This is a genomic window from Trichloromonas sp. (genome assembly GCF_041583255.1).
Classification (GTDB): domain Bacteria; phylum Desulfobacterota; class Desulfuromonadia; order Desulfuromonadales; family Trichloromonadaceae; genus Trichloromonas.
In genome coordinates this window covers 1-6609 of sequence record NZ_JBFHGD010000186.1, presented here as the reverse complement: position 1 = coordinate 6609, position 6609 = coordinate 1, and the positions used below count along the sequence as shown (strand labels likewise).

The 6609-nt window shown below is 59.9% G+C and carries 5 protein-coding genes; 1 reads left to right on the top strand and 4 read right to left on the bottom strand.

Annotated elements, in window-relative coordinates:
* Positions 1-272: 272 nt before the first annotated feature.
* The 4 genes from ABYV89_RS13245 to polA form a co-directional block, all read right to left on the bottom strand.
* Entirely contained in the window at positions 273-1136 is an 864-nt protein-coding gene (locus ABYV89_RS13245; RefSeq protein WP_432823422.1) for an NAD(P)-dependent oxidoreductase, read from the bottom strand.
* A 410-nt stretch (positions 1137-1546) separates the two neighbouring features.
* Positions 1547-2452, bottom strand: a complete 906-nt coding sequence (locus ABYV89_RS13240; RefSeq protein WP_432823421.1) for a SphA family protein — start codon at positions 2450-2452, stop codon at positions 1547-1549.
* A gap of 151 nt (positions 2453-2603) precedes the next feature.
* Entirely contained in the window at positions 2604-2999 is a 396-nt protein-coding gene (locus ABYV89_RS13235) for a response regulator (RefSeq protein ID WP_432823420.1), read from the bottom strand.
* A 184-nt stretch (positions 3000-3183) separates the two neighbouring features.
* Positions 3184-5856, bottom strand: a complete 2673-nt coding sequence (gene polA, locus ABYV89_RS13230; RefSeq protein WP_432823419.1) for a DNA polymerase I — start codon at positions 5854-5856, stop codon at positions 3184-3186.
* Between the two features lie 165 nt (positions 5857-6021).
* Between polA and ABYV89_RS13225 the strand changes: the two genes are divergently transcribed.
* On the top strand, positions 6022-6501 hold the full coding sequence (locus ABYV89_RS13225; RefSeq protein WP_432823418.1) for a hypothetical protein: 480 nt from the start codon (positions 6022-6024) through the stop codon (positions 6499-6501).
* Positions 6502-6609: the final 108 nt, after the last annotated feature.

The following is a 6609-nucleotide window of genomic DNA, read 5'->3' as shown; positions in this document are numbered from 1 at the left end:
GCGATATCGGCAGGGTGGGATTTGGCGAGAACCTTGGTCAGGTTGGGGTAAGCGCCGCGGCGGGTCAACTTGCGCACCGTGTCGAGGAGAATTTGCAGTTTCTGTTCCATGGATAGCACCTCCCCGGGCGTCATTGCCTAGATTGAAGGGGTGATACTAGCACCGGCGCCGCGACACTGTCAACGCGGGCATGCCCCGCCCCGGCTTTTATGCGCAAACGAAAGGGGCCCTGCTCGGCAGGGCCCCCATTTGTTTCAGCTATCAACGAACGGTCAGTGCAGTTCTTTGACGATTGCGGAAAAATCCTCTTCGCCGCGGCCGGCCTTGAGCGCTTTTTCGTAGATCTTGGCCACCGCGTTGGCGGCAGGAAGCTCGAGGTTGGCCTTTGCGGCGGCATCGGTCGCCATCATCAGCCCTTCGTACACGTACTTGAGGGCCAGGTTGCGCGAAAAGTCACCGCGGGCGATCGAGCGCCCTTTGGCGTTGAACAGCGGCGAAGCCACGCCGCCCGACTCGAGCACCTCGAGGATCTTCTCCGCCTTGAACCCAAGCTTTTCGCCGAGCACCAATCCTTCAGCCAGGGCGGCCATCAATTCGGCCTGCACCAGGTTGACTACGAACTTCATCCGGGTGGCGTCACCGACATCGCCGACATGAATGATGTTGAGCGCAAAGTGGGAAAAGACTTCGCGGCAGCGGCTGAGCAAGGTCTGGTCACCACCGGTCAGCACCGTCAGCAGCCCGCTGATGGCGTGCTCCTTGGTGCCCCAGATCGGCGCTTCGAGGAACTGGATCCCCTTGGCAGTGGCCTTGGCCGAGAGCTCCATGGTCGCTTCGAGGGAATGGGTGCCCATGTCGACCAGGATGGCGCCGGGATTAATCCCGGCGAGGAAACCGTCGGTCCCCGAAAGGGCCGCCTCCATCTCTTCTTTTTCGGGCATGACCACAATCACCATGTCTTTGCCCTGGGCCACTTCGAAAGGGCTCGAAGCCCACTTGGCCCCCTGGGTCAACAAATTCTTAGCCGTTTCCGGCCTGGAATCAAAAACCGACAGCTTATAGTGCGCCTTCAGCAGGTTGGCCGCGATATGCCCGCCAACCGTTCCCAGCCCGATAAAGCCAATCTCTTTAACCATCTGCAACCTCCCCGCAAAACGCAAAATTAAAAAAATTCCTAATATTTATATCAAAATTCGGCAGAAACACAACAGTTAATTATCCCCTCCCGTCACTGGCAACCGATGTTCCGGAAACCGCGGCAAGGAGCTGCAACATTGCTGCGCGGCGGACACCTCCTGGCGGATAACTGCCCGACACAAAAGCAAGACAACCCATCACAGCCAAAGACATTTTAATCAGGTAAACTTGTGGTCACACCTCTCGCGTCCGTCCTTTCACTCAGCAATTTAAACAATGGGGCATGACACTTCAAGAGGTCGACCACGAAACGGCCTTGCCTTCCACCCCACGCAACCAACGAGCCACAAAAAAAAACGGTCAGCCTGTTCAAAGGCTGACCGCTTTCGTTCACACAGGCTGTAATAGATTACAGGTGCCAGACGAAACGCAGGGTGTAACGCTCGCCTTCGGGCCGGTTTTCCGCGGAGCTTTCCTTGTAGGCATTGAGGAACAGGTGCATGTCCATGTTGATGTGCCAGATGGCACCGGGGCCGACGGCAAAGACCCGCTCGTCGTCGTCGATGGACGCCCCGTTGACCTCGGTGTGGGTCAGCTGGTCAAAGAAATAGCCGTTGATCCCGATACGGAGGGTTTTCGGCACCACCTCGAGCGCGGCGGCGAAATTGCCGTGCCAGGCCTGTCCCGCCTTGATATAACGGATGCCGGGACCGGCGTCTTCGTTCTTGTCGTTCCACAGGTAGTGGAGCCGCCAGGAGGCGGTAACCTTCGGCCCGATGAAGACCGTAGCCGCCCAGTAGGGGTTGAAAGAGAAATGGTTGCTGCCGGGGTTGAGGGCCTGGTCTTCGTCATACTTGCCGGTCGGCCAGATGGTCTGCAGCTCGATGCGATTGAGCATGAGCGGGCCCTTGGCTCCCATGATCGGGTCCCACTGCAGGTAGGGGCCGACCAGCAGGTCGCCGAACCCCGAATCGGTCTCGGGCAGAGGACTGCTGTCGATGAACACCACCGGCAGGATCACGTCGAGCCCCCAGCGGGCGCCGGGAATAATTTCGGTGTCGGACTGGTAAATGACCTGGTTAAGGCTGACCGTGACATCCACCTCGGGGTCGGAAATCGGCAGCCCGGCCAGCTTGTCGGCGGTGTAATACTGCAGGTACTCGGTGAGATACAGGCCGGGACCGGCCGGGGGGCCGCCGTCCAGAAAGCTGGTAAAACCGAGATTGACCGAGGGCTGGTTGAACGCGACTGCCGGACTCGCCAGCAGGCAGGCACCTAGCAGAACAACTATCCAGGCAGAACGAAATGAACGCATAACTCTCTCCTTGCAGGCAAATAAATTACTCATTGGCCGGCATAGAATCGCCAAGAGCATACCGTTTTGTCAAGGGAATTAGAACAGGAAGGGATTTGCGCAGCAGCGGCCGTTTCCTCAGTGAAAGGCCATGCCGGAATTGCCGGCCCGGTTACATCTCAGCCGTTTTCGCCAGACATTTCCCCTGCAGGGAACTGAAGACCATGTCAAGCACGGCTTTTTGCCGCACTTCATGTTTGTTGAGAACCGCCAGGCAGCTCCCCATGGGAAACCGCTTGTGCAGGTATTCGGCGTCACGGCCGGAGAGGATGATGATGCGGTTGCGACGAACCCCTTTTTCAACCGCGTAGGTGAGCAGCTTGCCGCCATCAAGGCCAGGCATTTCGAGGTCGAGCAGCAACAGCGAAAGGTCGGCGTGGATAGCGGCCAGACCACGAACAGGATCAAGACAGGTGGTGAACTCCAGCGAGGGGTAACGCTCGTTCACGTACCCTTCGATATAGTCGAGAAACGCCTGATCGTCATCGATCATCAGTACTTTCTGCATCGAAACTGTCCTGTCGTGGCGTACTGGCAATGGCCCCGTGAGGCGGCGGCGGAAAAACCTGCGGAAAGTCAAAAAACTAGACCCCGCAAGCGCCAGCTGTCAAGTGTTATTTTATCACTAATTATGCCCCGGTCGAGAATGTCAGCTGTAACAATCGGCCTTGAATACCCTATGTCGTTTCAACTCAATGCGCCTCGCTCCAGTTGCTGCCGACCCCGATATCGACCACCAGCGGCACCTTCAACGCGACCGCTCCTTCCATCTCGCTGCGCACCAGCTCGCGTACCGTCTCCAACTCATCCTGCGGCACGTCGAAGACCAGTTCGTCATGCACCTGCAGCACCATGCGGGTTTTCAAGCCTTCGTCGGCCAATCGCTTGTGAATGCGCACCATGGCGACCTTGACGATGTCGGCGGCCGAACCCTGGATCGGGTAGTTGATGGCATTGCGCTCGGCGTAGCTGCGGATCGCCCCGTTCTTGCTCGAAATCTCGGGGACCGCGCAGCGCCGCCCAAGCAGGGTGGTGACATACTGCTTCTGCCGCGCCTCCTCCTTCTTGCTCTCCATGAAGGTTTTGATGCCGGGGTAGCGGGCGAAGTAGTTGTCGATGAAGGTCTGCGCCTCGCGAGTGCTGATGCCGAGGTCCTTGCCGAGGCTGAAGGCGCCCATGCCGTAAATCACCCCAAAGTTGATGGTCTTGGCCTGGCGGCGCATCTCGGCAGTGACCATCTCGGGGAAGACGCCGAAGACCTCGCTGGCGGTGCGCTGATGAATATCCTCGCCACGGGAAAAGCTTTCCTTGAGCACCGCCTCGTCCGCCATGTGGGCCAGCACCCGCAGCTCGACCTGCGAGTAGTCGGCGGCCAGCAGCACGTTCCCTTCGGCGGGGACGAAGGCCTCGCGGATGCGGCGCCCCTCTTCGCTGCGGATCGGGATGTTCTGCAGGTTCGGGTCGGAAGACGACAGCCGGCCGGTGGCGGTGACCGCCTGGTTGAAACTGGTGTGGATGCGGCCGGTCTCGGGGTTGACCAGCTTCGGCAGGGCATCGGTGTAGGTCCCCTTGAGCTTGGCCAGCGAGCGGTAATCGAGGATCTTGGCGGCAATGGCGTGGTCCTCGGCCAGCTTGGTCAGCACCTCGACGTCGGTCGACCAGCCGGTCTTGGTCTTCTTGCCACGGGGGAGTTCCAGCCGCTCGAAGAGGATTTCACCGAGCTGCTTGGGCGAACCGATATTGAAAGGTCCGCCGGCCAGCGCGTGGATTTCGGTTTCCAGCGCGGCCATTTTTTTCTCCAGTTCGGCGGAGAGCTGGGCGAGAAACCCGGAGTTGATGCGCACCCCGGCCCACTCCATGTCGGTGAGCACTTCGACCAGCGGCATCTCGACATCGGCAAAGAGCCCCTCCTGCGCGACCTCGGCCAGCTGCGGTTCGAGCACCGCGGCCAGGCGCAGGGTGATGTCGGCATCTTCGGCGGCGTAGTTGATGGCCTTTTCCACCTCGACCTCTTCGAAGCCGATCTGGTTCTTGCCGCTGCCGGTCATCTCACTGTAGCTGATGGTCTTGTGGCCAAGCAGCTCGCTGGCCATGGCGTCCATGCCGTGACTCTTGGCGGCGGGGTTGGCCAGGTACGAGGCGATCATGGTGTCGAAGTCGGCGCCAGCCACGCGGATGCCGGCCCTACGCAGCACCAGCAGGTCGTACTTGAGGTTCTGACCGATCTTGGCCAAAGCCGGATCTTCGAGCAGCGGCCGCAGCCTGTCAAGCACCAGCTGGCGATCGAGCTGTTCGGGAGCACCGAGGTAACGGTGGCCGACCGGGATGTACCAGGCCTCGTCTGGCCGCACGGAGAAAGAGAGCCCGACCAGGTCGGCCTGTACCGCGACGAGACTGGTCGTCTCGGTATCGAAAGCGAAACGACCGGCACGGCGCAATTCATCGATCAAGGCATCGAGCTGCGCCTCGGTCTGCACCCCGTGATACGCCTCGCCGGTAGCGCGGGTTTCGGTGGAGAATTCCTGCACCAGCTTATGGAATTCCATCTCCTTGAAAAGATCGGTGAGCGCGGCCCGGTCGGGCTCGGAGAGGGCGAAGCTGTCGTAATCGAGATCGAGCTGCATGTCGTCGACCAGGGTCACCAGCTTTTTCGACAACAGCGCCTGCTCGCCGAACTCGCGCAGTTTCTCCTGCATCTTCCCCTTCACCTCGCCCACGCGTGAGAGGAGTTCTTCGACTGAACCGAATTCCTTGATCAGCTTGACCGCGGTCTTCTCGCCGATCCCCGGCACCCCGGGGACGTTGTCCGAACTGTCGCCGGCCAGGGACTGCACCTCGATCACCTTGTCCGGGGTGCCGCCGAAGCGCTCTTCGACCTCGGCCAGCCCGGAGCGCTTGTCCTTCATGGTGTCGAGCAGGACGATCCGCTCGCTGACGATCTGCATCAGGTCCTTGTCGCCGGTGACCACCGTCACCTCCATCCCCTCGGCGGCGAATTTCTTCGCCAGGGTGGCGATGATGTCGTCCGCCTCGAAGCCTAGCTGTTCAATGGCCGGCATGTTAAAGGCCCGCACCACCTCCTTGATCACCGGGATCTGCGGCACCAGGTCTTCGGGCATGTGCGCCCGGTTGGCCTTGTATTCGGGATAAATCTCCTTGCGGAAGGTCGGCCCCTTGGCGTCAAATATCACCGCCAGGTGGTCGGGCGCCTGCTCGCGCACCACCTTGAGCAGCATGTTGACAAAACCGTACACGGCGTTGGTGGCGAACCCCTTCGAGTTGGAGAGGTGGCGGATGGCGAAGTAGGCCCGGTAGATGTAGCTCGAACCGTCGATGAGATAGAGGCGTTTGGGCTGGTCGGTCATGAAAGTCTCCCGCTGGATCGAATTAGCCTGACTTGGCTTAAACGGGTATTATTTCACAGTCGGCCCGGGAAGCAAAAGAGAATAGACTTGGAATCGAACACCGAGCATCTTGGCCCCGGGTTCGCTCCTGGTATATACTGGTGATGAAATTCTAAGGAGCCCATCATGTCTGACCGCCGCCCCCCGATCCGTTTTTCTGCCCTGTTGCTCTGGCTGCTGCTGACCGGCTGTGTCACCGGGCCCACCGTGCGCTCAATACCACCGCACGCAACCCCCGGCCACTCCGCCTGGGAAGAACAGCAGCAGGTACTGCAGACCCTCGATGCCATGATTGCCGCCTACCAGGAAAAAAACAGCATCCGCTTTTCAGGCTATATCTCCGAACGCTACGCCGGAGACGACATGCTGCTCGAATCCCGGGTGCGCCAGAACCTCAGCCGCGCCCACGACATCGGCCTGCGCTATACGGTCGACAATATCACCTCGGACGGCCAGGGCAAGCTCTTCGTCGCTCTCACCTACACGCGCGAATACACCGATATCGCCACCACCCAACGCATCGTCCACACCGGCCAGGCAGCCCTGACCTTCGTTAGCGAAGATCAGAACTACCGGCTACTGAGCCAGCCTAAGCCCCTATTCTGACCGTAAAACGGCTTCCGGCCGGAGGCTTTAAGCTCGGGAAGACTGGGGCGGTCAGTTGCTGTACCAGAAACGCCCCTGGGGGGTGCGAATGATCTTGACCTTGCCATT

Coding starts and splice junctions, on each gene's coding strand:
- ABYV89_RS13245 (WP_432823422.1), bottom strand. CDS start 1,136: ATGGTTAAAGAGATTGGCTTTATCGGGCTGGGAACGGTTGGCGGGCAT.
- ABYV89_RS13240 (WP_432823421.1), bottom strand. CDS start 2,452: ATGCGTTCATTTCGTTCTGCCTGGATAGTTGTTCTGCTAGGTGCCTGC.
- ABYV89_RS13235 (WP_432823420.1), bottom strand. CDS start 2,999: ATGCAGAAAGTACTGATGATCGATGACGATCAGGCGTTTCTCGACTAT.
- polA (WP_432823419.1), bottom strand. CDS start 5,856: ATGACCGACCAGCCCAAACGCCTCTATCTCATCGACGGTTCGAGCTAC.
- ABYV89_RS13225 (WP_432823418.1), top strand. CDS start 6,022: ATGTCTGACCGCCGCCCCCCGATCCGTTTTTCTGCCCTGTTGCTCTGG.